Below are 22,670 nucleotides of genomic sequence, written 5' to 3' on the forward strand. Positions count from 1 at the left end.
ACATCCCTGCCGGGCCGGTCGCCCGACGGGAGCCGCTCCCCGGTCAGCTGGTCCAGAAGTCCCACCAGCGGGTCAGGATCAGCATGCCGATGATGCCGACCCACAGGACCGGCGGCACCCAGTGGAACTCTGTCAGCCCGTTGCGCAGCCAGTTCGGCGCGGGCAGGATCCGGTGCTTGATGTTGTGCGTGGTGACGTAGCAGAACATGAAGATCGTGGCGACCCAGGCCAGGCAGCACCACAGGCAGAGCGAGTTGATGTTGTAGAGCGACTGGTACTGGAGCCAGGTGCAGAAGCCGACGCCGAACAGCGTGCCCGCGTTCATCCCCAGCCAGTACCAGCTGCGGAAGCGGGCCCCCGCGAGCAGTGCCAGGCCGATGCCGATGATCACCGAGTAGGTGGCCAGGCCGAGCATCGGGTTCGGGAAACCGAAGGCGGACGCCTGCTCGCTCTTCATGATGTTGCCGCAGGCGACGACCGGGTTGAGACTGCATCCCGGTGTGAAGTTGGGGTCTTCCAGCAGCTTGAACTTGTCGATCGTGATGACCCAGGCGGCGAGGAGTCCGGCAGCGCCCGTGATCACCAGCAGCAGCGCCAACGCCCGGCTGCCGCCGATGGTCCTCTTCCCGCCGTCCTCGTCCTGGTCGGAGGAGGGGTGGTCTACCGCTGCAGTCGTCATATCGCCGTTCCATCAGTGAGTGGCCTGCTGGGCACGGTCATTGTGCCGCACCGCGTCGCGGGTCTTCTGTTCGATGGACATAGAGGTGTGCGCAAAACTTCGCGTACGAACGGGGCCGGGAGGGCGCGACCGTGGAGATTCTGCGGGGCCGTCGCTGCCGTGACAGGGGGAACCGTGTCGTTGCTGGGCGTGGACCCGGCTTCCGCGGACCGCCGTTGGCGTTCGCGGGTCGGAGTCGTCCGGCAGGAGGAATCAGCGCCCGCCGAGTTGACGGTACGCGAGACGGTGAGAGTTGACGGTGACGCATTTCGCCCGCTGCTGCCCGTGGCCGCGCGACTGCGAGGACGTCATCGCGCTGGTGGGTCCGGAACACAAGGCCGGTGCCCGTATCAAGGAGCTCTCCGGTAGCCGGCGGTGCCGTCTCGACGTGACGCGTCGGGGGCCTGGTTCGTCGCCGGTCCGGTGTTGTGCCTGCTGACCCTCCGGTGGAAGGGCCGGCGCGACGGCCAGGGTCCCTCCGGCTCCGATCCGCCGGGCAGACCCTCGCCGGGCGCGTCGCCGGCCGCCGGGCAAGGCCGGCCCCCCAAGCCCGCCCGGCGGCCCGCAGGCGCTACGCCAGGCGCTCGCGGATCGTCCCGGCCACGTCCGCCAGGGGGACCGCCGTCTGCTCGCCGGACTCCATGTCCTTGAGCTGGACGACGCCCTCGGCCAGGTCCCGCTCGCCCGCGACGATCGTGAACCGGGCGCCCGAACGGTTCGCGCTCTTCATCGCGCCCTTGAGGCCGCGATTTCCGTACGCGAAGTCCGCTGCCACGCCCTCGCGGCGCAACTGCGTGACGATCCCGAAGAGCACCCGCCGGGCCTCCTCGCCGAGCGGTACGGCGAAGACACTGGTGGCCGCGGACAGTTCGAGCTCGATGCCCTCCGCCTCCAGCGCAAGCACCGTACGGTCCACGCCGAGCGCCCAGCCGACCGACGGGAGCGCCGGGCCGCCGATCATCTCGGACAGGCCGTCGTAGCGGCCGCCGCCGCCCACCGCGGACTGCGAGCCGAGTCCGTCGTGGACGAACTCGAAGGTGGTGCGGGTGTAGTAGTCGAGGCCGCGGACGAGCTTCTCGTCGTCCTCGTACACCACACAGGCCTCGGAGAGCAGGTCGCGCACCTCCTCGTGGTACGCCTTGCAGGCGTCGCACAGGTAGTCACGCAGCACCGGCGCGCCGGTGAGCTGCTTCTGCACCTCGGGCCGCTTGTCGTCGAGGACCCGGAGCGGGTTGATCTCGATGCGGCGGCGGGTCTCCTCGTCGAGTTCGAGCTCGCGCAGGAACCCCTGGAGCGCGTCCCGGTAGACGGGACGGCACTCCTTGTCGCCCAGCGAGTTGAGCAGGATGCGGAAATTGCGCAGACCCAGCGTGCGGTAGGCCTGGTCGGCCAGGATGATCAGCTCGGCGTCGAGCGCCGGGTCCTCGGCGCCGATCGCCTCGGCACCGACCTGCGAGAAGTGCCGGTAGCGGCCCTTCTGCGGGCGCTCGTAGCGGTAGTACGAGCCGGAGTACCAGAGCTTCACGGGCAGATTGCCGAGCTTGTGGAGGTTGGCCTCCAGTGCGGCGCGCAGCACGGACGCGGTGCCCTCGGGGCGCAGCGCCAGCTGGGAGCCGCCCTTGGTGGTGAGGGTGTACATCTCCTTGGTCACGATGTCGGTGGATTCACCGACACCGCGCGAGAAGAGGGCGACGTCCTCGAAGCCGGGCGTCTCGATGTAGCCGTAGCCGGAGTTCTTCAGGGGTGCGGCGATCGCCTCGCGCACCGCGAGGTACTTCGCGGAATCGGGCGGGGTCAGGTCGTACGTGCCCTTGGGGGCCTTGAAGGTGCTCACGGTTTTTTTCTCTCGTCACATTCCTCGTCGGGGCGCGTCCATACCGTGCAGATACGGATTCGAGGCGCGCTCGCGGCCGATGGTCGTCTGGGGGCCGTGGCCGGACAGCACCACGGTCGAGTCGTCGAGCGGCAGGCACACACGGGCCAGCGACTCGAGCAGCTCGGCGTGGTCGCCGCCGGGCAGGTCGGTGCGTCCGACGGAGCCGGCGAAGAGCAGGTCGCCCGAGAAGAGGATCTGCGGAACATCCGCGGCCTCGGGCATCCTGAACGTCACCGACCCCTTGGTATGGCCGGGCGCATGCGCGACACCGAACTCCAGACCGGCCAGCTTCAGCAGAGCGCCGTCGCTCAGCTCCTTGACGTCGTCCGGCTCCCCCACCGTCAGCTCGCCCATGAGCGGCATCCCGATGGAGCGGCCGAGGGCCTTCTCCGGGTCGCTCATCATGTACCGGTCCTCCGGGTGGATCCAGGCCGGGACGTCGTGCGCGCCGCACACCGGGACGACCGAGGCGACGTGGTCGATGTGGCCGTGGGTCAGTACGACGGCGACGGGCTTCAGCCGATGCTTCTTCAGTGCTTCCTCGACTCCGGATGCGGCCTGATGGCCCGGGTCGATGATCACGCACTCCTCGCCTGCGGCCGGGGCGACCAGGTAACAGTTGGTCCCCCAGGCTCCGGCGGGGAACCCGGCAATGAGCACGATCGTCCTTACTGGTCGTCCGACGATGGATTGCGACTGAGAAGGCCGCGGCAGTTCAGAGCCTACCGGCGCTCCTCATTCCACAGCTAACCCATATACGGTACGGGCAACCCAGGCCCCATCCTCATCACACGACCCACAAGGAGATCACCCGGTGGTCAGCAGCGATCAGCGGCGGCGGCAGCTCGCCAGGGAGAAGTTCGAGCGGCAGCAGCAGCGCCGGGAGGAGGCCCGCCGCCGGACGCGGCGGCTGACGGCCGTCATCGCGTCCGCGGTGGCCGTGGTGGCGGTCGTCGGGGTGGGCGCGTATCTCACCCTCGACAAGAACGGCGACGGCAAGAAGGACAAGAGCGATGCGGCCGCGAGCCCTTCGGCTTCGCCGTCGCCGAGCGAGAGCAGCGCGCCGGAGCCCGCGATGAAGATCGACAAGACGTCGAAGTACACGATGTCGATCAAGACGAGCCAGGGCGACATCGCGTTCACGATGGACGCGGCGAAGACCCCGCACACCACGAACTCGTTCAAGTCGCTGGCCGACAAGGGCTTCTTCGACGGTACGAAGTGCCACCGGCTGACCACGCAGGGCATCTTCGTCCTGCAGTGCGGTGACCCCAAGGGCGACGGCACGGGCGGCCCCGGCTACACCATCCCGGACGAGAACCTGACCGCGCTGGGCAAGGCGGGCGCGGACGGCACGGTGACCTACCCGGCGGGCACGGTGGCGATGGCGAACACCGGACAGGAGCACACCGGCGGCAGCCAGTTCTTCCTGGTGTACAAGGACAGCAAACTGCCGCCCACCTACACCCCGTTCGGCACGATGGACGACGCCTCGCTGAAGGCCGTCAAGGATGTCGGTGCGGCGGGGGTGGCCGACGGTGCCACTGACGGTGCGCCGAAGAAGGCCGTGGACATCTCGAAGGCCGCAGTCGCGAAGTCGTGACGTGGCCGGGGCGGCCGGACCGGGCCGTCCGGTGGTGACCGCGAAGCGCGGGCCGGAATATTTTGAGCCGCGCTGAGTGCGGACAGCCGGGCGGCCGGTCGCCTAGATTGGCGTTGTGCAGGGCGGGCGCTGCCCGCCCCAGGAAACTGTGGACGATGCCAGGGGGGTGAACCCTCTCGCAGGCATCAGGTGGAGGAGGCGCTGTGAGCAGCGACCCGTGGGGCCGTGTCGATGAGACGGGCACCGTGTACGTGCGTACAGCCGATGGCGAGCAGGTCGTCGGATCGTGGCAGGCGGGTTCCCCCGAGGAGGCTCTGGCCTACTTCGAGCGCAAGTACGAGGGCATTGTGGTCGAGATCGGCCTCCTCGAACGGCGGGTGAAGACCACCGACCTGTCGGCGAAGGACGCCACGACCGCCATCGAGCATCTGCGCGTGCAGGTGGACGAGCATCATGCCGTCGGTGACCTCGACGCGCTCCGTAAGCGGCTCGACGCGCTGGTCGCGACGGTCGAGTCGCGGCGCGAGGAGCGCAAGGCCCAGAAGGCGAAGCAGACCGACGAGGCGAAGCACGCCAAGGAGGCGCTGGTCGCCGAGGCGGAGGAGCTGGCGCAGAGCGAGCAGTGGCGCTCGGCGGGCGAGCGGCTGCGCGCGCTCGTCGACACGTGGAAGGGCCTTCCGCGGCTCGACCGCAAGTCCGACGACGAGCTGTGGCACCGCTTCTCGCACGCCCGCTCGGCGTTCTCCAAGCGCCGCAAGGCTCATTTCGCCTCGCTGGACGCCCAGCGCGAGGAGGCCCGTAAGGCCAAGGAGAAGCTGGTCGCGGAGGCCGAGTCGCTGTCCGGTTCCACGGACTGGGGAGCCACGGCTGCCCGTTACCGGGACCTGATGACGGAGTGGAAGGCGGTGGGCCGCGCCCAGCGCGAGGCCGAGGACGATCTGTGGAACCGTTTCCGCGGTGCTCAGGACGTCTTCTTCGCCGCCCGTAGCGAGGTCTTCGCCGAGCGGGACGCGGAGCAGGGCGAGAACCTCAAGCTGAAGGAGGATCTCGCCGCCGAGGCCGAGAAGCTGGTGCCGGTGAAGGACCTGAAGGCGGCCAGGGCCGCGTTCCGGGCCATCAACGAGCGCTGGGAGGCCGTCGGCCATGTGCCGCGTGACGCCCGCCCGAAGGTCGAGGGGCGGATGCACGCGGTGGAGCGGGCCCTTCAGGAGGCCGAGGAGTCGGAGTGGCGCCGGACGAACCCGGAGGCGCGTGCGCGCGCCGCGGGTCTGACGGGTCAGCTGCAGGCGGCCGTGGACAAGCTGCGTACGCAGATCGACACGGCCCGCGCCTCGGGCAACAACGCCCGGGCCGACAAGCTGGCCAGGGAGCTCGAAGGCCGGCAGGCACTGCTGGACCAGGCGCTGAAGGGCCTGGAGGAGTTCGGCGGCTGAAGCCCCCGCGGCTGTCCGTTCGCCGTGGTACGTCAGGCCGGAGGGGCCCTCGTCATGGACGGGGGCCCCTCCGGCCTGTTCGGGTCGAGGACGTGGGTGCTGTCCTCGGCGGTGGGGCTGACGGGGTGCGGGTCGGTACCAGGGCCGGTCGTGCGGAGGCCCGGGGGTTCAGCCGCTCACGCCCGCCGTGCCGGGTTCCGGAGCGGCGGAGGTCAGGACGAAGTCCCTGCGCATCGTCTTCATTTGCTTGAAGTGTCCAAACCTGCCTCCCTTTGCGTGATGCCGCCTCACCCCCTCCGGGCGGTGCGGCTTCGCGGACCCCTTTGGCGGCCTCCGCGAGCCTGTCGACCTCGACTGTGTCGCGCATCACATCGGCCCCATGTCACGGACGGGGCGGCAGCTTGCATCTGGTGGTCGTCAACAGCGAGCGGAGGAAGGCGAAGCGATGAACGCACAGCACGAAGCCGGCAGGGCGACCACCCACCGCGTTCTGATTCTGGGGGCGGGGTACGCGGGCATGTCCGCGGCGATCCAGCTCGCGGCTCGGGTCAAGCGGCGCGAGGACGTGCGGGTGACCCTGGTGAACGCGCAGGAGCGGTTCACCGAGCGGCTGCGGCTGCACATGACGGCGACCGGGCAGCGGCTCACCGAGCTGAGCATCCCGGAGCTGCTGGAGGGAACGAACGCGCAGTTCGTGCGCGGCTGGGTGACAGCGGTGGACGCGGACGCGAAGACGGTACGGATCGACGACGACCGGGTCCTGCACTACGACGTCGGGACGCAGTGAGCACTGGGTGGGACCGCCCTCGGCCGGCGCCAGGAGGGCGGGTCTCGCCGAGGTGGGTGAGCCCGGAGTGCCCATATGCGTGCAGGTCCCAGCCCGAAGGCTTGGCGCCAATCACCCGTTTTCGTTCTCAACCCCCGTGAGGCGAGCGGCAGCCCCCCGCGTAGTCACGCGAAGGGCTGCCGCAAGGAGTGCCGTCGACCGGTCAGGGCCTGCGCGCCGAGGTGACGCGGTAGACGTCGTAGACGCCCTCCACGCCTCGTACGGCCTTCAGTACGTGGCCGAGGTGCTTCGGGTCGCCCATCTCGAAGGTGAAGCGCGAGGTGGCCACCCGGTCCCGGGAGGTCTGGACGGCCGCCGACAGGATGTTGACGTGCTGGTCGGACAGGACGCGGGTGACGTCCGAGAGCAGCCGCGACCGGTCCAGGGCCTCGACCTGGATGGCCACCAGGAAGACCGAGGACTGGGTCGGAGCCCACTCGACGTCCAGGATCCGTTCCGGCTGCTGCGACAGGGAGTCGACGTTGACACAGTCGGCACGGTGCACGGAGACGCCGCTGCCGCGGGTGACGAAGCCGATGATCGGGTCGCCGGGGACGGGCGTGCAGCAGCGGGCCAGTTTGACCCACACGTCCTCGACGCCCTTGACGACGACACCGGGATCGGCGTTGGAGCGGCGCTTGCCGCGGCCGCGCGAGGGCGGCGAGCTCTCCGCGATGTCCTCGTTGGCGGCGTCCTCGCCGCCGAGCGCCTGGACGAGCTTCTGTACGACACCGGCGGCGGCCACATGACCCTCGCCGATCGCCGCGTACAGGGACGAGATGTCGGGGTAGCGCATCTCGTGGGCGAGGGTGACCAGGGAGTCGCCGGTGAGGATGCGCTGGATCGGCAGGTTCTGCTTGCGCATGGCGCGCGCGATGGCGTCCTTGCCCTGCTCGATCGCCTCGTCGCGGCGCTCCTTGGAGAACCAGGCGCGGATCTTGTTGCGGGCGCGGGGCGACTTGACGAAGCCCAGCCAGTCCCGGGACGGTCCGGCACCGGCCGCCTTCGAGGTGAAGACCTCCACCAGGTCGCCGTTGTCGAGGGTCGATTCGAGCGGTACGAGCCGCCCGTTGACCCGTGCCCCTATGGTCCGGTGGCCGACCTCCGTATGGACGGCGTACGCGAAGTCGACCGGCGTCGCACCCGCGGGAAGCGCTATGACGTCGCCCTTGGGCGTGAAGACGAAGACCTCGTTGCGGGAGAGGTCGAAGCGCAGGGACTCCAGGAACTCGCTGGGGTCCTCCGTCTCCTTCTGCCAGTCCAGGAGCTGGCGCAGCCACGCCATGTCGTTGACGGTGTCCTGGCGCGCGCCCTTGCCCGTGCTCTTGGGTACGTCGGTACGCACCTTGGAGGCGCCCGCGACGGCCTCCTGCTTGTACTTCCAGTGCGCGGCGATGCCGTACTCGGCGCGGCGGTGCATGTCGAACGTACGGATCTGCAGCTCGACCGGCTTGCCGCTGGGACCGATGACGGTGGTGTGCAGCGACTGGTACATGTTGAACTTGGGCATCGCGATGTAGTCCTTGAACCGGCCCGGGACCGGATTCCATCGCGCGTGGACGGTGCCGAGCGCCGCGTAACAGTCGCGGACGGTGTCGACGAGGACCCGGATGCCCACCAGGTCGTAGATCTCGGCGAAGTCCCGGCCGCGCACGATCATCTTCTGGTAGACGCTGTAGTAGTGCTTCGGCCGGCCGGTGACCGTGGCCTTGATCCGGGCGGCACGCAGGTCGGCCTGGACCTCGTCGGTCACTATGGCGAGGTACTCGTCGCGCTTGGGGGCCCGCTCGGCGACGAGACGGACGATCTCGTCGTACATCTTGGGGTAGAGGATCGCGAAGGCGAGGTCCTCCAGCTCCCACTTGATGGTGTTCATGCCCAGGCGGTGCGCCAGCGGGGCGTAGATCTCCAGCGTCTCGCGGGCCTTCTTCTCCTGCTTCTCCCGCTTGAGGTAGCGCATGGTGCGCATGTTGTGCAGCCGGTCGGCGAGCTTGATGACGAGGACCCGGGGGTCCTTGGCCATGGCGACGACCATCTTGCGTACGGTCTCGGCCTGTGCGGCCTCGCCGAACTTGACCTTGTCCAGCTTGGTGACGCCGTCGACGAGCAGGGCGACCTGGTCGCCGAAGTCCCGTCGCAGGGTGTCCAGGCCGTACTCGGTGTCCTCGACCGTGTCGTGCAGCAGGCCGGCCATCAGCGTCGCCGGGTCCATGCCGAGCTCGGCGAGGATCGTCGTGACGGCGAGCGGGTGCGTGATGTACGGGTCGCCGCTCTTGCGCTTCTGGCCGCGGTGCCAGCGCTCGGCGACCTGGTAGGCGCGCTCGATCTGGCGCAGCGTGGCCGTCTCGATCTTGGTGTCGTTGCTGCGGACGATGCGCAGCAACGGTTCGAGCACCGGGTTGTACGGGCTGGAGCGCTGCACACCGAGGCGGGCGAGCCTGGCCCGTACCCGGTTGGAGGAGCCACCGGAGCGGGTCGCGGGCGCGGCCCGGGTGGCCTGCTTGGCGGCGGGCTTCGCCGGGGGCTTCGAAGCGGACGCGGCCGACGAGGCGGGCGCTTCCGGCTGGGCGGGGGAAGCGGGCGCGGACCGCAGTACCCCGGCACCGGCCGAAGCCGGGCCCGTACCGGGCTCGGGTGCCGGGGGCTTCGGCTTCTGTTCAGGCTGGTTCTTCCCTGGCGTGGCTGAGGCCGCCGCGGGCCCGGGCGTGGCTGAGGCCGCCGCGGGCTTGTCGGGCTGCGGGGCGGCAACTGGCTGGGCCTCGTCTGGCAAGAGCGCTCCTCGTGCGGATCCGGATACCCGGAAAGGCCATCGTATCGATCCTGTGGCTCGACCTCCCCCGGGGACCGTGAGACCCCTCACAACGCGGAACGGGCACCCGATTGTTCCCGGGTGCCCGTCCTGCGCGCATGAGCCGTTGCCACGGACGGTCCGCTGCCGCTCAGACCGTGATCAGAACCTCCAGCGGTGCGCCGCGCAGGCCCTGCTCCAGACGGGCACGACCGGGCAGGAAGCCGAGCTCCATGAGGACCGCGACGCCCGCGATCTCGGCACCGGCCCGCCGGATCAGCTCCAGGGAGGCCTCGGCGGTGCCACCGGTCGCGAGGATGTCGTCGATGACCATGATCCGGTCGTCTGCGGACAGGTCCTCCGCGTGGATCTCGATCTCGGCGGTGCCGTACTCCAGGTCGTACGCCTGGCGGAGCGTGGCTCCGGGCAGTTTCCCCGCCTTGCGGACGGGTACGAAGCCGAGCCCGGCCCGGATCGCGACCGGGGCGGCCAGGATGAAGCCGCGCGCCTCGAGGCCGACGATCTTCGTGGCTCCGTGGCGTACGCACAGTTCCGCGAGGGTCTCGGTGAGGGCCGCGAACGCTGCCGGGTCCGCGAGCAACGGGGTGATGTCCTTGAACAGCACGCCCGGCTTGGGGTGGTCCGGCACATCACGGATCCGGCTGAGCAGGAGCTCGCGGATGCTCTCGGTCGTGCTGCTGGTCATCGGCGCTTCCCCGAGGTCCGGCCGTGGCCCCTGGGGGGCTCCTGGCGCTGGCCGACGACCGCGGCGGCGGGTTCGGCCTCCTGGGGGAGGTCGCCGTCCGAGGGCTCGTCCTCGGCGGACTCGCCCTTGGCGGCGGCCGCCGCGCGCTTGGCGAGGACCCGCTTCTTCAGGGCCTTCATCTGCGGGTCGCGTTCCTTGAGGTCGGCGACGAGCGGGGTGGCAATGAAGATCGAGGAGTACGCACCGGCCGCGAGGCCGACGAACAGCGACAGCGAGATGTCGTTCAGCATGCCGGCGCCGAGGACGCCACCGCCGATGAAGAGCAGACCGGCGACGGGGAGCAGGGCCACGACGGTGGTGTTGATGGAACGGACCAGTGTGCCATTGATCGAGCGGTTGGCGATCTCGCTGTACGTCCAGCGGGTCTGCTTGGTGATGTCCCCCGTGCTCTCCCTGAGGCTGTCGAAGACGACGACGGTGTCGTAGAGGGAGTAGCCAAGGATGGTCAGCAGACCGATCACGGTGCCCGGGGTGACTTCGAAGCCGACCAGGGCGTAGATGCCGACCGTGATGGTGATGTCGTGGATCAGCGCGACGAGGGCCGCGATCGCCATGCGCCACTCGAAGGCGATGGCCAGGTAGATCACCACGAGGACCATGAAGATGCCGAGGCCGGTCCAGGCCTTGTTGGCGATCTGCTCACCCCAGCTGGGGCCGACCAGGTCGGCGGCGATCTTCTCCGTGGGGACGTCGAGGTCCTGGGAGAGCTGTTCCTTGATCTGGTCGGACTTCGCGGTGTCGACCTCGGTGATCTGGATGCGCAGACCGCCGTTGCCGAGCTTCTGGACGATCGCCTGGTGGCCGGAGGCCTCCGTGGCCAGGTCCTCCGCCTGGGCGACGCCCACGCTCGTCTTCGGGGTGGTGAAGACTGCGCCACCCTTGAACTCGATGCCCATGTTCAGGCCGCTGACCGCCAGGCCGACGATGGCCGTGATGGTGATCAGGATCGAGATCCCGTACCAGATCTTGCGGTTGCCGATGAAGTCGTAGCCGACCTCGCCGCGGTAGAGACGGGCGCCGAGACTGCCGAGTCGCGACATCTCACGCCTCCTTCGGGTCAGTGGGGGCGTTGACACGGCGCGAGCGGCGCAGCGGCGGCTTGGCGCCGAGCCGCTTCGGGTCCAGACCGGACCACGGGTGACCGCTGGAGAAGAACTTCGTACGGGCCATCAGCGTCATGACGGGCTTGGTGAAGAGGAACACCACGACCACGTCGAGCAGGGTGGTGAGACCCAGCGTGAACGCGAAGCCCTGGACCTTGCCGACGGTGACGACGAACAGCACCGCGGCGGCGAGGAACGACACGAAGTCGGAGACCAGGATGGTGCGCCTGGCGCGCGGCCAGGCGCGCTGGACGGCCGGGCGGAGCGTACGGCCGTCGCGGATCTCGTCGCGGATTCTCTCGAAGTACACGATGAAGGAGTCCGCGGTGATACCGATGGCCACGATGGCGCCGCAGACCGCCGGGAGGTTCAGTGCGAAGCCGATGGCCGGGCCGAGCAGCGACATGAGCGTGTAGGTCAGGATGCCGGAGGTCAGCAGGCTCAGGAGTGCGATGAACGCGAGGCCGCGGTAGTAGGCCACCAGGTAGATGACCACGAGGGCCAGACCGATGGCACCGGCGATCAGACCGGCCCGGAGCTGCTCGCCACCGAGCGCGGCGGTGACGGTGGTGACGCTCTGCTCCTTGAAGGAGAGCGGGAGCGCACCGTAGGAGAGCACGTTGGCCAGATCGTCGGCGGACTGCTGGGTGAAGCTGCCGGAGATCTCGGCGCTGCCGCTGAGCGTCGTGTTCACCTGCGGAGCGGAGACGACCTCGCCGTCCAGGGCGATGGCGAACTGGTTCTGCGGGGACTGCAGTGCGGAGAGCTTCTTGGTGATCGTCTGGAACTCTTTGGAGCCCTTCTTGGTGAACTCCATGTTGACGATCCACATGCCGCGCGTCTGGTCGAAGCCGGCCTTGGCGTTGTCGACCTCGGTGCCGGACACCTCGGCCGGGCCGAGGACGTACTTGGCGTCGCCCTCGGAGCTGCACGCGACGACCGTGTCGGTGGGCTTGGCACCCCGTGCGGCCTCGGCGCGGGAAGCCTTGCTGGAGCAGTCGAGCGCCGCGAACCGCTTCTCGAGCTTGGCGGCGGCCGCCTCTTCCGCGGCGGAGGGAGCGGACGCGGAGGGCTCCGGTGTGGTGGCGGCGGAGCCGCTCGCCCCGGGGCTCGGCGTGACGTCGGCCTTGAGGCCGTCGGTGACCGCGCGCCCCTGCGTGGAGGCGGTGGAACTAGGCGTCGCCGACGCCTTTCCGTCGGCCGATGCCGAAGCGCTCGGGCTCGCGGACGGGCTGGGCTTGCCGGACGACGAGGCGCTGGGCGTCGGGGTGGGCGTGCCCTGGGCGACGGTCAGCACCGGCCGGAAGTAGAGCTTGGCGGTGGTACCGACCTGCTCACGGGCCTGGGCGGAGTTCGTGCCCTTGGGGATGTTGACGATGATGTTGCGATCGCCCTGGGTCTGGACCTCGGCCTCGGAGACGCCAAGACCATTGACACGGCGTTCCATGATCTGGACCGCCGTGTCCATGTTGGTCTTGTTGATCGCCGATTCCTGGCCCGGCTCGCTCTTCGCCTCAAGCGTGATGGACGTGCCGCCCGCCAGGTCGATGCCCAGACGTGGGGTCGGCTGACCAGCCAGGAACATCCCGCCGGTGAGCGCGACCATGGCGATCAGGATCAGAACCAGGGAACGCCCCGGCCTGCCCTGACCGCCGGCCGGCCCTCGGCTCTTCTTCGGTGCTGCCACCTTCTCGTTTCTCCCTGTCCAACCGCCCCCGCGCCGGGTACGCGCCCGAGCGGCCACGAAGTGTTGTGGGGACCCGCCCCCGCAGAAGATCGCACGGTCCGGGGAGTGCCCGATGCCGGTGGGCTCATGGCATCCCCGGGTCGTGGGTTACTTCGCGTCGGCCTCGCCGTCGGTCTTGCCCTCGGACTTCTTGTCGGACGCGGCGTCCGTGGCCTCGGCGTCGTCGGCCTTCTTACCGAGGTCGATCTTGGCGTCGTCCGAGGTGTCCTCGTCGGCGCGGGCCTCGGCCTCGGTCAGCGAGGAGGCATCGTCCGGCACGACCGTGCCGTCGATGTCGAGGGCGTTCTCGTCGTCACCGTGGACGATGCGGTTGTACTCCGCGTCGTCGAGGACGGCGCCGATGGCGTTCTTGGCGTAGACGGCGTGGACGCCGGGCGCGATCTCAAGGAGAACCGTGTCGTCGTGAAGTTCCTTGACGGTGGCGTACATGCCCCCGATCGTCCGGACGCCGGTGCCGGGCTGCATATCGTTGCGCATCTGGGCGGCGGCCGCCTGCTTCTTCTTGGCGGACCGCGTCATCAGGAACATGGCCCCGATGAGCACGATGAAGGGGAGAAGAGTCACGGGATTCACGGGACGAGTTTCCTTCGCACGACCGCGCTGGACGGCGGCCTGATCTACGGGGGTGGGAACACCGACCTTTAAGGGCGGCATCGGCGGAGTCTAAGCGAGTCCGCATCGATGGAACAACGCCTGGCACCGCTCGGTGGTTCCTGTCCGGGTGAACCTGTGACGCATCACGCCCTGAACAGGCCCTGTTGTCCCTTTCCGTCATGCTGCGGCGGTACGAGACCGAGGTGGGCCCACGCCGCGGGTGTCGCGACGCGCCCTCGCGGCGTCCTGGCCAGCAGCCCTTCCCGTACCAGGAAGGGCTCGGCGACCTCCTCGACCGTTTCGCGCTCCTCGCCCACGGCCACCGCGAGGGTGGACAGCCCGACGGGTCCACCGCCGAAGAGTTTCAGCAGGGCGCCGAGCACCGCCCGGTCCAGCCGGTCGAGACCTCGGGCATCGACCTCGTAGACCCTGAGGGCCGCGGAGGCGACGGCGCGGTCGATCCGCCCGTCCGCCTTGACCTGGGCGTAGTCCCGGACGCGGCGCAGCAGCCGGTTGGCGATACGGGGGGTGCCGCGGGAGCGCCCGGCGATCTCGGCGGCGCCCTCCGTGTCTATCGCCACGTCGAGGAGACGCGCGGAACGGTGGATGACGCGTTCCAGTTCGGTGGGGGCGTAGAACTCCATGTGGCCGGTGAAGCCGAAGCGGTCACGCAGCGGGGGCGGCAGCAGTCCGGCCCTGGTGGTGGCGCCCACCAGGGTGAACGGCGGCAGTTCCAGCGGGATGGCGGTGGCGCCGGGGCCCTTGCCGACGATGACGTCGACCCGGAAGTCCTCCATCGCCATGTAGAGCATCTCCTCGGCGGGCCGCGACATGCGGTGGATCTCGTCGAGGAAGAGGACCTCGCCCTCCTGGAGCGAGGAGAGAATCGCGGCAAGATCACCCGCATGCTGGATGGCGGGGCCGGAGGTGATCCGGATCGGTGCACCCATCTCGGTCGCGATGATCATGGAGAGGGTGGTCTTGCCGAGGCCGGGAGCGCCGGAGAGCAGGACATGGTCGGCGGTGGCGCCGCGGGCCCTGGCCGCCTTGAGGACCAGGTCGAGCTGTTCGCGCACCTTCTCCTGACCGACGAATTCATCGAGGTCCTTCGGCCGCAGCGCCGCTTCGACCGCGGTGTCCTCGCCGTCCGCGTCGGCGTCGACAAGGCGCTCGTCCAGCCGCTCGCCCAGGTGCTCGTCGAGCGGCTCTTCGGTGTCGGGTCCGGTCTCGTCCCAGTTCATTCAGTCTGTCCCGCCTCGGGTGTTTCGGTGCCGTGCGGTGCCCGGCCCGGCGTCGGGGTGTCGGTGCCCCTGGGGGTGTGGCGCAGAGGCTGTCGGGTGACCTCCGACCGGAAAGCGGACGCGGTCTGGTGCGTGCGATTCCAAGGCGCCGAGATGTCCTCGAATGGGGTCTCCCCTGCTCGAACGAAGTTGAGAGCTCGAGGAAGGAGCCACTAGGACATTTCGGCAACGCGGGAAGCGTGCGTGCCAGGGCGTGGCCGCCCGGTCGGAGGTCACCCGACAGCCTCTCAGGTCAGCGCGCACGGTTGAGGGTCTGCAGCGCGGCGCGCAGCAGCTGCGGCACGGGCGCCTGCCCGCCCTCGGCCAGCGCCGCCTCGGCCTGCGGGGTGACCGCGGTGACCGCCTCGTCGGCCTCGCGGGTTGCGTAGCCGAGACCGATCAGGGCGGCCTGCAGCTGGTCGCGCCAGGAGGAGGTGACGGGGGTGCCGATGCCCTGCCGGCCGATCTGGGCGACGGGCTCGCCGAGTCTGTCCTTCAGTTCGAGAAGAAGCTTCTGCGCGCCCTTCTTGCCGATACCGGAGACGGCGGTGAGCGCTTTCTCGTCGCCGGTGGCGACCGCGATCCGCAGGGCGTCCGGGGCGTGGGTGGCAAGCATGGCCTGGGCGAGCCGGGGACCGACTCCGCTGGCGGTCTGGAGCAGCTCGAAGACCTGCCGCTCGTCGTCGTCGGCGAAGCCGTAGAGGGTGAGCGAGTCCTCCCGTACGACGAGGGAGGTGGCGAGCCTGGCCTCCTGGCCGATCCGGAGGCCGGCCAGGGTGTTCGGTGTGCACTGGACGGCCATACCGATGCCGCCGACCTCGATCACGGCCGTGGTCGGGGCGAGCGCGGCCACGGGGCCGCTGACGAAGGCGATCATCGGGGAACCTTCCGGACGGGAACTGCGGGAGTACGGGGAAAACGAGCGGTGCGGGCCGCGGCGGCGGCCGCCGCGTGCGCTTGCTGGAGACGGCTGACGGCGGGGGCGCGCCAGATGTGACAGACGGCGAGGGCGAGGGCGTCGGCCGCGTCGGCCGGTTTCGGCGGGGCGTCGAGCCGCAGCAGCCGGGTGACCATGGCACCGACCTGTGCCTTGTCGGCACGGCCGCTGCCGGTGACGGCCGCCTTGACCTCGCTGGGGGTGTGCAGGGCGACGGGGATGCCGCGCCGGGACGCGCAGAGCATGGCGACGGCACTGGCCTGGGCGGTGCCCATCACCGTACGGACGTTGTGCTGGCTGAACACCCGCTCCACGGCGACGAATTCGGGCCGGTGCTCGTCCAGCCACTCCTCTATGCCGCGCTCGATGGCGACCAGCCGCCGGCCGAGCTCCGCGTCGGTCGGGGTGCGGACGACGCCGACGCCGAGCATGGTCAGGGGCCGCCCTGCGACGCCTTCGACGACGCCGACACCGCACCGGGTCAGCCCCGGGTCGACGCCGAGTACCCGCATGGGACGCCCCCTCCGTACCGATCGGTCAACTGTTCCCGCAGGCTATCGGCTCGCACTGACAACGCGGCGGGCAATGCGACGGGCCGACGGGGTGTGTTCCCCGCCGGCCCGTCCATGAAGGCTGTGCCGATCCCGGCTCAGGCGTCCACCTTCTCCATGACCTCGTCGGAGACATCGAAGTTGGCGAAGACGTTCTGCACGTCGTCGCTGTCCTCCAGCGCGTCGATCAGCTTGAAGATCTTGCGCGCGCCCTCCTCGTCCAGCTCGACCTGCATGGTGGGCAGGAAGTTGGCCTCGGCGGAGTCGTAGTCGATGCCGGCCTGCTGGAGCGCCGTACGGACCGCGACCATGTCGGTGGCCTCGCTGACGACCTCGTAGGTGTCACCGAGGTCGTTGACCTCCTCGGCGCCCGCTTCGAGGACGGCGCCCAGGACGTCGTCCTCGGTCAGTTCGCCCTTGGGGACGATCACGACGCCCTTGCGGTTGAAGAGATACGAGACCGAACCAGGGTCGGCCATCGAACCACCGTTGCGGGTCATCGCGACGCGCACGTCGGAGGCGGCACGGTTGCGGTTGTCGGTCAGGCACTCGATGAGCACCGCGACACCGTTCGGGCCGTAACCCTCGTACATGATCGTCTGGTAGTCGACGCCGCCCGCTTCGAGACCGCCACCGCGCTTGACCGCGGAGTCGATGTTCTTGTTCGGTACGGAGCTCTTCTTGGCCTTCTGGATCGCGTCCACAAGGGTCGGATTTCCATCGGGGTCCACACCGCCGGTGCGCGCCGCGACCTCAATGTTCTTGATCAGCTTCGCGAAGAGCTTGCCGCGCTTGGCATCGATCACGGCCTTCTTGTGCTTCGTCGTAGCCCATTTAGAGTGGCCGGACATCTGCCTTCTCCTTCGCGTCACCCAAATCGATTCGAACCCGAGAGATCCTACCGGGATCGAGTCAGCCGACTGCGCGCACCATGTCCACGAACAAGGCGTGAACCCGGTGGTCTCCGGTCAGTTCGGGGTGGAAGGACGTCGCGAGGGCGTTCCCCTGGCGTACGGCGACGATGTGACCGCCGTGCTCCGCCACCACCTCGGCCCGTGCGCCGACCGATTCCACCCACGGGGCGCGGATGAACACGCCCTCGACCGGGCCGCCCTCGATACCGGCGACCTCCACGGCCGCCTCGAAGGACTCGTTCTGCCGCCCGAAGGCGTTACGGCGCACGATCATGTCGATCCCGCCGACCGTCTCCTGGCCCGCGCGCGGGTCGAGAATCTTGTCGGCGAGCAGGATCATTCCGGCGCAGGTGCCGTAGACCGGCATCCCGTCCCGGACCCGTTCGCGCAGTGGTTCCAGCATGCCGAACAGGGCAGCCAGTTTGGACATCGTGGTGGACTCGCCACCGGGGATGACCAGGCCGTCGACCTCGGCGAGTTCCTCGGGACGCCGGACCGGCCTGGCCAGGGCGTCCGCCGAGGCCAGGGCGATCAGGTGTTCCCGTACGTCGCCCTGGAGAGCCAGGACTCCGATCACAGGGGTGTCGCTCATCAGTGACTACCAGCCGCGGTTGGCGTAGCGCTCGGCCTCGGGCAGCGTGTCGCAGTTGATGCCGACCATGGCCTCGCCCAGGTTCCGGGAGGCGTCCGCGATGATCTTCGGGTCGTCGTAGAAGGTGGTGGCCTTCACGATGGCGGCGGCGCGCTTGGCGGGGTCGCCGGACTTGAAGATACCGGAGCCGACGAAGACGCCCTCGGCACCGAGCTGGCGCATCAGCGCGGCGTCGGCGGGGGTGGCGACGCCGCCCGCGGAGAACAGCACGACGGGCAGCTTGCCCAATTCGGCGACCTCCTTGACCAGCTCGTACGGGGCGCGGAGCTCCTTGGCGGCGGCGTACAGCTCGTTGTTGTCGTAGCCGCGCAGCCGAGCGATCTCGTTCTTGATCTGGCGCAGGTGACGGACGGCCTCGACGACGTTGCCGGTGCCGGCCTCGCCCTTCGAACGGATCATGGCCGCGCCCTCGGCGATGCGGCGCAGGGCCTCGCCCAGGTTGGTGGCGCCGCAGACGAACGGAGTGGTGAAGGCGAACTTGTCGCTGTGGTTGACCTCGTCGGCCGGGGTGAGCACCTCGGACTCGTCGATGTAGTCGACACCGAGGGACTGCAGGACCTGGGCCTCGACGAAGTGCCCGATGCGGGACTTCGCCATCACCGGGATGGAGACGGCCTCGATGATCTCCTCGATCATGTTCGGGTCCGACATCCGGGCCACGCCACCGTCCTTACGGATGTCGGCAGGCACCCGCTCCAGGGCCATGACGGCCACGGCGCCCGCGTCCTCGGCGATCTTCGCCTGCTCGGCATTGACGACATCCATGATCACGCCGCCCTTGAGCTGCTCGGCCATGCCGCGCTTGACGCGGGCGGTGCCGGTGGCCGGGGAGTCGGCGGACTGCGGGGTGGTGGGAAGCGTGGACACGGATCGACCTCACTCGGAGAAAAGTTGTTGAATGCGCTGGTTGGTGCAGAGCAGAGCCAACTCCCCGGGACCAGTCCACAGCAAGGGCCAATAGCAGGCCGGTGGATCGTTTTGTACTCGTACGGGAAGGACTGTGGCCCCGGTCACGCACGAGTGAGGCCGCCGGATCAACTGACGGGGCGGTCCGCCAGGGCGACCGGTGGTTCGTCGTCCATCTCGAAGGCGAGCGGGAAAGGGGCGTGCCCGGCCAGCCGGAACCACCGCACCGTACGGTGCCTGCGCAGCGCACGCGCCGCGCGCACGGCGTCGTTGTGGAACCGCCGGGCCATCGGCACCCGGCGCACGGCCGCGGCGAGTTCGGACGCCGCTTCCTCCCCGCCGGGGATCTCCTTCACGCTCTCGACCTGCGCCCGCTCGCCGAAGACCGCCCGCAGCGCGGTGCTCAGCTCGCTCTCCGCGACCTCGCGGTGTTCCTCCTCCGCCTGCCGGGCGGCGTGCGCGGCCTCGTACAGCACGATGGACGCGGCCGGGTCGAGAACACCCGAGGTGGCCAGTTCCTGGGTGACCGAGGCGCGACGCAGGAGCTGCGCGTCGAGGGCCGCGCGGGCGGCGTCGATACGGGTGTGCAGCCGGTCCAGCCGTCCGGCGGTCCAGCCGAGGTACATGCCGATCGCGACGACCGCGACGACGATCCAGATGAGGGTTTCGATCACGGGCGGCAAGGCTACCGTCGGGACGCGGGCGGTGCGGCTGTCCGGCCCGGGCACGAGGGCGGGCGGGGCCATGCCCGGTTGCCGCTGTAGCGCCGGTCCGGGCGTTGGTCCTCACACGCGGGACGGGCTCGAAATCGCCACGCGCATCACTCCGCGTGGCTCGATGCGCCACGCCGACCGGCCGCGCGCTCGAACCGGCGCCCTGGGGCTTCCGTTCGTATCAGGCCCCCCTCGCGTACCCCGGCAGCGAGGGGGGCCTGATCCGGACGCGAGGTCCTAGTCCCGCGCCAGTCCGAAGCGGGCGCGCAGGCCCGTGCGTTCGTCGGCCGCCACGGATGCGGCACCGTCCGTCACCGTCTCGTACACCGCGAGGATGTCCGCGCCGACCGTCGACCAGTCGAAGCGCCGCACGTGTGCGGCTCCCCGCTCGCGCAGCTCCGCGCGCCGCTGCGGATCGCCGAGCAGCCGGATCGCCGCCGACGCCAGGGCGTCCGCGTCCTCGTTGATGAAAAGTTCGCCCGCCGCGCCCAGATCCAGGACCTGCGCGAACGCGTCCAGATCACTGGCCAGGACCGGCGCGCCGGCCGACATCGCCTCGACCAGGATGATCCCGAAGCTCTCGCCGCCCGTATTGGGCGCGACGTACACATCGACGCTGCGCAGCAGCCGCGCCTTGTCCTCGTCGCTCACCATGCCGAGGAATTCGACACGCCCGCGCATTTCCTCGGGCAGGGAGGCGACGGCCTCCTCCTCGTCGCCCCGGCCCGCCACCAGCAGCCTGGTGTCCGGACGCGCGGCGAGGATCGCGGGCAGCGCCCTCATCAGGACGGGCAGGCCCTTGCGGGGCTCGTCGATGCGCCCGATGAAGCCGATCGTGCCGCCCTCCCGTCTTCGCCCACCGCCCTCGACCGAGCTTCGCGCCTGCTCCGACTGCCACTCGGCCTTGGGCTCGGCATCGGCGAAGAAGCCGACGTCGACCCCGTTCGGGATGACGACCGCGTCACCGCCGAGGTGCTCGACCAGGGTCCGGCGCGCATACTCGCTCACCGCGATGCGCGCGCTGATCTTCTCCAGGGCGGGCTGCAGGATCGGGTACGCGGCGATCATCGCCCGGGAACGCGGGTTCGAGGTGTGGAACGTCGCGACGATGGGGCCCTGCGCGGCCCAGCAGGCGAGCAGCCCCAGCGAGGGCGACGTCGGCTCGTGGATGTGGATCACGTCGAAGGTGCCGTCGTGCAGCCAGCGGCGCACCCGGGCGGCTGAGAGGAAGCCGAAGTTCAGCCGGGCCACGGAGCCGTTGTACGGGACGGGAACGGCCCGACCCGCGGAGACCACGTACGGCGGCAGTGGAGTCTCGTCGTCGGCGGGCGCCAGCACCGACACCTGATGCCCCAGCCTGATCAGGTGCTCGGCCAGGTCCCGGATGTGGAACTGCACGCCGCCCGGGACGTCCCAGGAGTACGGGCATACGATGCCGATCTTCACGGCCGGTCCTCCCTGTTCTCCAGATCGGCCGACCAGAGCCTCTGCAGCATGTGCCAGTCCTCCGGATGTTCGGCGATCCCGACGGCGAAGGCATCGGCCAGCGCCTGTGTCATGGAGGACGTCTTCTCGTCGCGGTTGCCTGACTCGGGCACCTCGACCGGCGGGTGGATGCGCGCTTTCATCACCGGCGTCTCGTCGTACGACAGCGTCACGGGCAGCAGCAGTGCCCCGGTCTGCTGGGCGAGCAGTGCCGGTCCCGCGGGCATGCGCGCGGTGTCGCCGAAGAACGTCACCTCGACGCCGGAGGCCGACAGGTCGCGGTCGGCGACCAGACAGACCAGGCCGCCCGCGCGCAGCCGTCGCGCCAGGGTGCCGAAGGCGGCGCCGCCGCTGTGCGGAAGGACCTCCATGCCGAGCCCCTCGCGGTAGGCCACGAACCGGTCGTACAGCGTCTCGGGCTTGAGCCGCTCGGCGACCGTGGTGAAGGGCACCTTGAGGTCGGTGGTGACCCAGGCTCCCGCCAGGTCCCAGTTCCCCAGGTGCGGCAGGGCGAGGATGACGCCGCGGCCCGTACCCAGCCCGTCGGTCAGCCGGTGCGCGTCCGTCACCTCTATGGATGCCTTGATCCGCGCCGGACTCCAGGTGGGCAGCCGGAACGACTCCATCCAGTAGCGCATGTACGAGCGCATCCCGGCCTTGGAGAGCGCGGCGAGCCGGGCCGGCGACGCCCCGGGCACGACCCGCGCCAGATTCGACTCCAGCCGCAGCACGCCCTTGCCCCGCCGCTTCCACGCCTGGTCGGCGATGGTGCGGAAGAGGGCCCGGGCGGCCGGCTCGGGAAGCCGCTTCACAGCGGCCCAGCCGAACCCGTACAGCCCGTCGGTCAGCCGGTCCCGCAGGCCGGTCGGCGCCTCACCCGGTGCACCGCTCACTGCGCGGCCCCGCTCCCCCGGTCCGCGGCCTTGGCCTCGGCCTCGGCGGCATCGGCCTCGGCGGACTCACGGCGCACCGTAACGACCCGCTGCACGAGCGTCACCAGGCTGCCCGCGGCGACGATCCACAGCGCGATCGGCAGCAGGACCTGGATCCCGGGGACACCGAACTTGTGCAGACCGGCGAACCCGGCCGCGACCAACGAGATCACCAGCCGCTCCGCGCGCTCCACGAGCCCGTTGACCGCGACCGGCAGCCCGATCGACTCACCACGCGCCTTCGTGTACGAGACCACCTGGCCGCTCGCCAGGCAGAAGATCGCGACCGCGCACATCACGTTGTCGTCGCCCTTGCCCGCGTACCAGAGCGCGAATCCACCGAAGATCGCCCCGTCGGCGACCCGGTCGAGGGTCGAGTCCAGGAACGCGCCCCAGCGGCTGGAGATGCCGGCCTGCCGCGCCATGTTGCCGTCGACGAGGTCGGAGAACACGAAGATCGTGATGACGATCGTGCCCCAGAAGAACTCCCCCATCGGGAAGAAGACCAGCGCACCAGCCATCACCCCGGCCGTACCGATCAGAGTGACCGCGTCGGGGCTCACGCCGAGACGGAGCAACAGTGCGGCGAACGGTGTGAGGACACGCGTAAAAAATGCACGCGCGTACTTGTTCAGCATGGCCTTCCCGAGGGTCGGTGGGCCGAGCGGCCCCTTCGGCCACCGGCTGGCCCATCGTAGTCACGCCCGCCGGACTCCACCGTCCGGGCACCCGGCCTCGCGCGGCGGCGCTCGACGTATGGACGCGACCCGGCGGGAGTGGAAAGCTCGAATTACCGCGGGCGTCGCCGTAGCCGCCGCGGCGGCTCCCCCGTTTGCCCGTGCACCC

General features: G+C 69.8%; 20 protein-coding genes and 2 pseudogenes. 4 read left to right on the forward strand and 18 right to left on the reverse strand.

Annotated elements, in window-relative coordinates; all coding sequences use genetic code 11:
• Positions 1-43: 43 nt before the first annotated feature.
• A complete protein-coding gene (locus OG306_RS06225) occupies positions 44-679 on the reverse strand; it encodes a vitamin K epoxide reductase family protein (protein WP_266745110.1) in 636 nt (211 codons plus the stop codon).
• 108 nt (positions 680-787) lie between these two features.
• Between OG306_RS06225 and OG306_RS06230 the strand changes: the two are divergent.
• Positions 788-1,109: pseudogene (locus OG306_RS06230) on the forward strand (ATP-binding cassette domain-containing protein); the annotation flags it as partial.
• Positions 1,110-1,289: 180 nt separating this feature from the next.
• On the opposite strand, the gene hisS reads toward OG306_RS06230, so the two are convergent.
• Both hisS and OG306_RS06240 read right to left on the reverse strand, forming a co-directional pair.
• Positions 1,290-2,552 carry a histidine--tRNA ligase gene (gene hisS, locus OG306_RS06235; RefSeq protein ID WP_371665182.1) on the reverse strand — a complete coding sequence of 421 codons (1,263 nt, stop codon included), beginning with the start codon at positions 2,550-2,552 and terminating at the stop codon, positions 1,290-1,292.
• A 15-nt stretch (positions 2,553-2,567) separates the two neighbouring features.
• Positions 2,568-3,254 carry an MBL fold metallo-hydrolase gene (locus OG306_RS06240; RefSeq protein WP_266745112.1) on the reverse strand — a complete coding sequence of 229 codons (687 nt, stop codon included), beginning with the start codon at positions 3,252-3,254 and terminating at the stop codon, positions 2,568-2,570.
• 154 nt (positions 3,255-3,408) lie between these two features.
• On the opposite strand from OG306_RS06240, the gene OG306_RS06245 reads away from it, so the two are divergent.
• The 3 genes and pseudogenes from OG306_RS06245 to OG306_RS06255 all read left to right on the forward strand — a co-directional run.
• Entirely contained in the window at positions 3,409-4,197 is a 789-nt protein-coding gene (locus tag OG306_RS06245; protein WP_266745113.1) for a peptidylprolyl isomerase, read from the forward strand.
• A 203-nt stretch (positions 4,198-4,400) separates the two neighbouring features.
• Positions 4,401-5,630 (forward strand): DUF349 domain-containing protein, encoded by a 1,230-nt coding sequence (locus OG306_RS06250; protein ID WP_266745114.1) that lies wholly within the window; start codon positions 4,401-4,403, stop codon positions 5,628-5,630.
• Positions 5,631-6,075: 445 nt separating this feature from the next.
• A pseudogene (locus OG306_RS06255) lies at positions 6,076-6,402 on the forward strand (FAD-dependent oxidoreductase); the annotation flags it as partial.
• A gap of 217 nt (positions 6,403-6,619) precedes the next feature.
• Here OG306_RS06255 and OG306_RS06260 read toward each other — a convergent pair.
• The 15 genes from OG306_RS06260 to pgsA form a co-directional block, all read right to left on the reverse strand.
• On the reverse strand, positions 6,620-9,226 hold the full coding sequence (locus OG306_RS06260; protein ID WP_266907171.1) for a RelA/SpoT family protein: 2,607 nt from the start codon (positions 9,224-9,226) through the stop codon (positions 6,620-6,622).
• 169 nt (positions 9,227-9,395) lie between these two features.
• The gene (locus tag OG306_RS06265; protein WP_266745116.1) at positions 9,396-9,950 is read right to left on the reverse strand and encodes an adenine phosphoribosyltransferase; all 555 of its coding nucleotides are present in this window, start codon (positions 9,948-9,950) and stop codon (positions 9,396-9,398) included.
• The gene (gene secF, locus OG306_RS06270) at positions 9,947-11,050 is read right to left on the reverse strand and encodes a protein translocase subunit SecF (RefSeq protein ID WP_266907169.1); all 1,104 of its coding nucleotides are present in this window, start codon (positions 11,048-11,050) and stop codon (positions 9,947-9,949) included. The genes OG306_RS06265 and secF overlap by 4 nt, the downstream gene beginning before the upstream one ends.
• A 1-nt stretch (position 11,051) precedes the next feature.
• A complete protein-coding gene (gene secD, locus OG306_RS06275) occupies positions 11,052-12,800 on the reverse strand; it encodes a protein translocase subunit SecD (protein ID WP_266745118.1) in 1,749 nt (582 codons plus the stop codon).
• 147 nt (positions 12,801-12,947) lie between these two features.
• Positions 12,948-13,433, reverse strand: coding sequence for a preprotein translocase subunit YajC (gene yajC, locus OG306_RS06280; RefSeq protein ID WP_266745119.1), 486 nt, complete (start codon positions 13,431-13,433; stop codon positions 12,948-12,950).
• Between the two features lie 164 nt (positions 13,434-13,597).
• Entirely contained in the window at positions 13,598-14,695 is a 1,098-nt protein-coding gene (ruvB, locus tag OG306_RS06285; RefSeq protein WP_266745120.1) for a Holliday junction branch migration DNA helicase RuvB, read from the reverse strand.
• 292 nt (positions 14,696-14,987) lie between these two features.
• Complete coding sequence (gene ruvA / locus OG306_RS06290) at positions 14,988-15,611, reverse strand: Holliday junction branch migration protein RuvA (protein ID WP_266745121.1); 624 nt, start codon at positions 15,609-15,611, stop codon at positions 14,988-14,990.
• Positions 15,608-16,183, reverse strand: coding sequence for a crossover junction endodeoxyribonuclease RuvC (ruvC, locus tag OG306_RS06295; protein WP_266745122.1), 576 nt, complete (start codon positions 16,181-16,183; stop codon positions 15,608-15,610). The genes ruvA and ruvC overlap by 4 nt, the downstream gene beginning before the upstream one ends.
• A 137-nt stretch (positions 16,184-16,320) precedes the next feature.
• Positions 16,321-17,073: a YebC/PmpR family DNA-binding transcriptional regulator gene (locus OG306_RS06300; RefSeq protein ID WP_266745123.1), complete on the reverse strand. Its 753-nt coding sequence runs from the start codon at positions 17,071-17,073 to the stop codon at positions 16,321-16,323.
• A gap of 61 nt (positions 17,074-17,134) precedes the next feature.
• The gene (gene pdxT, locus OG306_RS06305; protein WP_266745124.1) at positions 17,135-17,728 is read right to left on the reverse strand and encodes a pyridoxal 5'-phosphate synthase glutaminase subunit PdxT; all 594 of its coding nucleotides are present in this window, start codon (positions 17,726-17,728) and stop codon (positions 17,135-17,137) included.
• 6 nt (positions 17,729-17,734) lie between these two features.
• Positions 17,735-18,655, reverse strand: coding sequence for a pyridoxal 5'-phosphate synthase lyase subunit PdxS (pdxS, locus tag OG306_RS06310; RefSeq protein WP_093898403.1), 921 nt, complete (start codon positions 18,653-18,655; stop codon positions 17,735-17,737).
• A gap of 167 nt (positions 18,656-18,822) precedes the next feature.
• Positions 18,823-19,320, reverse strand: a complete 498-nt coding sequence (locus OG306_RS06315) for a hypothetical protein (RefSeq protein WP_266752096.1) — start codon at positions 19,318-19,320, stop codon at positions 18,823-18,825.
• A gap of 324 nt (positions 19,321-19,644) precedes the next feature.
• Positions 19,645-20,853 carry a glycosyltransferase family 4 protein gene (locus OG306_RS06320; protein ID WP_266745125.1) on the reverse strand — a complete coding sequence of 403 codons (1,209 nt, stop codon included), beginning with the start codon at positions 20,851-20,853 and terminating at the stop codon, positions 19,645-19,647.
• Positions 20,850-21,785, reverse strand: coding sequence for a phosphatidylinositol mannoside acyltransferase (locus OG306_RS06325; protein WP_266745126.1), 936 nt, complete (start codon positions 21,783-21,785; stop codon positions 20,850-20,852). Before OG306_RS06325 ends, OG306_RS06320 begins: the two co-directional genes overlap by 4 nt.
• Positions 21,782-22,462: a phosphatidylinositol phosphate synthase gene (gene pgsA / locus OG306_RS06330; RefSeq protein ID WP_266745127.1), complete on the reverse strand. Its 681-nt coding sequence runs from the start codon at positions 22,460-22,462 to the stop codon at positions 21,782-21,784. Before pgsA ends, OG306_RS06325 begins: the two co-directional genes overlap by 4 nt.
• Positions 22,463-22,670: the final 208 nt, after the last annotated feature.

It is taken from the genome of Streptomyces sp. NBC_01241 (genome assembly GCF_041435435.1).
GTDB lineage: Bacteria > Actinomycetota > Actinomycetes > Streptomycetales > Streptomycetaceae > Streptomyces.

Excerpts from the sequence above, each read along its gene's own strand:
- OG306_RS06225 (WP_266745110.1), bottom strand. The coding sequence starts at position 679 with ATGACGACTGCAGCGGTAGACCACCCCTCCTCCGACCAGGACGAGGAC.
- OG306_RS06265 (WP_266745116.1), bottom strand. The coding sequence starts at position 9,950 with ATGACCAGCAGCACGACCGAGAGCATCCGCGAGCTCCTGCTCAGCCGG.
- secF (WP_266907169.1), bottom strand. The coding sequence starts at position 11,050 with ATGTCGCGACTCGGCAGTCTCGGCGCCCGTCTCTACCGCGGCGAGGTC.
- ruvB (WP_266745120.1), bottom strand. The coding sequence starts at position 14,695 with ATGAACTGGGACGAGACCGGACCCGACACCGAAGAGCCGCTCGACGAG.
- ruvA (WP_266745121.1), bottom strand. The coding sequence starts at position 15,611 with ATGATCGCCTTCGTCAGCGGCCCCGTGGCCGCGCTCGCCCCGACCACG.
- ruvC (WP_266745122.1), bottom strand. The coding sequence starts at position 16,183 with ATGCGGGTACTCGGCGTCGACCCGGGGCTGACCCGGTGCGGTGTCGGC.
- OG306_RS06300 (WP_266745123.1), bottom strand. The coding sequence starts at position 17,073 with ATGTCCGGCCACTCTAAATGGGCTACGACGAAGCACAAGAAGGCCGTG.
- pdxT (WP_266745124.1), bottom strand. The coding sequence starts at position 17,728 with ATGAGCGACACCCCTGTGATCGGAGTCCTGGCTCTCCAGGGCGACGTA.
- OG306_RS06315 (WP_266752096.1), bottom strand. The coding sequence starts at position 19,320 with ATGTACCTCGGCTGGACCGCCGGACGGCTGGACCGGCTGCACACCCGT.
- pgsA (WP_266745127.1), bottom strand. The coding sequence starts at position 22,462 with ATGCTGAACAAGTACGCGCGTGCATTTTTTACGCGTGTCCTCACACCG.